The sequence below is a fragment of the Rhizobium sp. AQ_MP genome, assembly GCF_014237835.1.
Lineage (GTDB): Bacteria > Pseudomonadota > Alphaproteobacteria > Rhizobiales > Rhizobiaceae > Allorhizobium.
Genome location: NZ_JACJVI010000060.1, coordinates 1 through 704, shown reverse-complemented (window position 1 = coordinate 704; position 704 = coordinate 1). Strand labels below are relative to the sequence as shown.

The 704-nt window shown below is 58.1% G+C and carries 1 protein-coding gene; it reads left to right on the top strand.

The window, feature by feature from the left end:
- Positions 1 to 704: hypothetical protein (locus H6M51_RS24200; RefSeq protein ID WP_185812309.1), on the top strand; the 704-nt coding region annotated here is incomplete at both ends.

The window sequence follows — 704 nt, the reverse complement described above, 5'->3', positions numbered from 1 at the left end:
TCCTTCCGCTTCACCTTCACCGCCCGTGACGGCGATGGCGATGTCGCAGAGAGCGGCTTCACTGTCAAAATCATCGATGACAGTCCTGTTCGTGGAGAAGAGGAGCGCAGCCGAGCCGAGGATGAGGCGGTCAACGGTGGCAATGACGAGGATGATGGTCTTTCTCGGGTCGCTGATGGTTCGCTGAACATTCGCTGGGGTGCGGATGATGCTGACAGTGATCTTGGCGGCAATGGTGACCGCTCGGTTGGCTTTGCGAATAGCAGTGTCGGTGTTGTTGGCGCTTATGGGGAGACGCTGACCTCCCTCGGACAGCCGGTCAACTTTACGGTGATCAACGGCATCCTGGTCGGTTACACAGGTGAGGCAGCTCCGACAGACTTCAGTGTCGAGACTGTGTCTGAAAATGTTGTCTTCTACGTGACCCTTTCGGATGACGCCCAGGGCTCCTTTGAGTTCCGTCTTGTGCAGCCGCTCGACCATGCGACGAATGAGGGGACGGGTGTCGAAAACGATCTGTCTTTGACCTTCAACTACACGGCGACGGACAGCGACGGTGACACGATCACGGGCTCGTTCACGGTTGATGTTCAGGACGATGTTGCCTCGATCGGTACGCCGTTTGCGGGCGGTGTCGTCGAGGAAGAACAGCGTCAGGTTGCCGGCGACGGCAATGAGGACCGGGGTGGTGATGGAGACAGAGA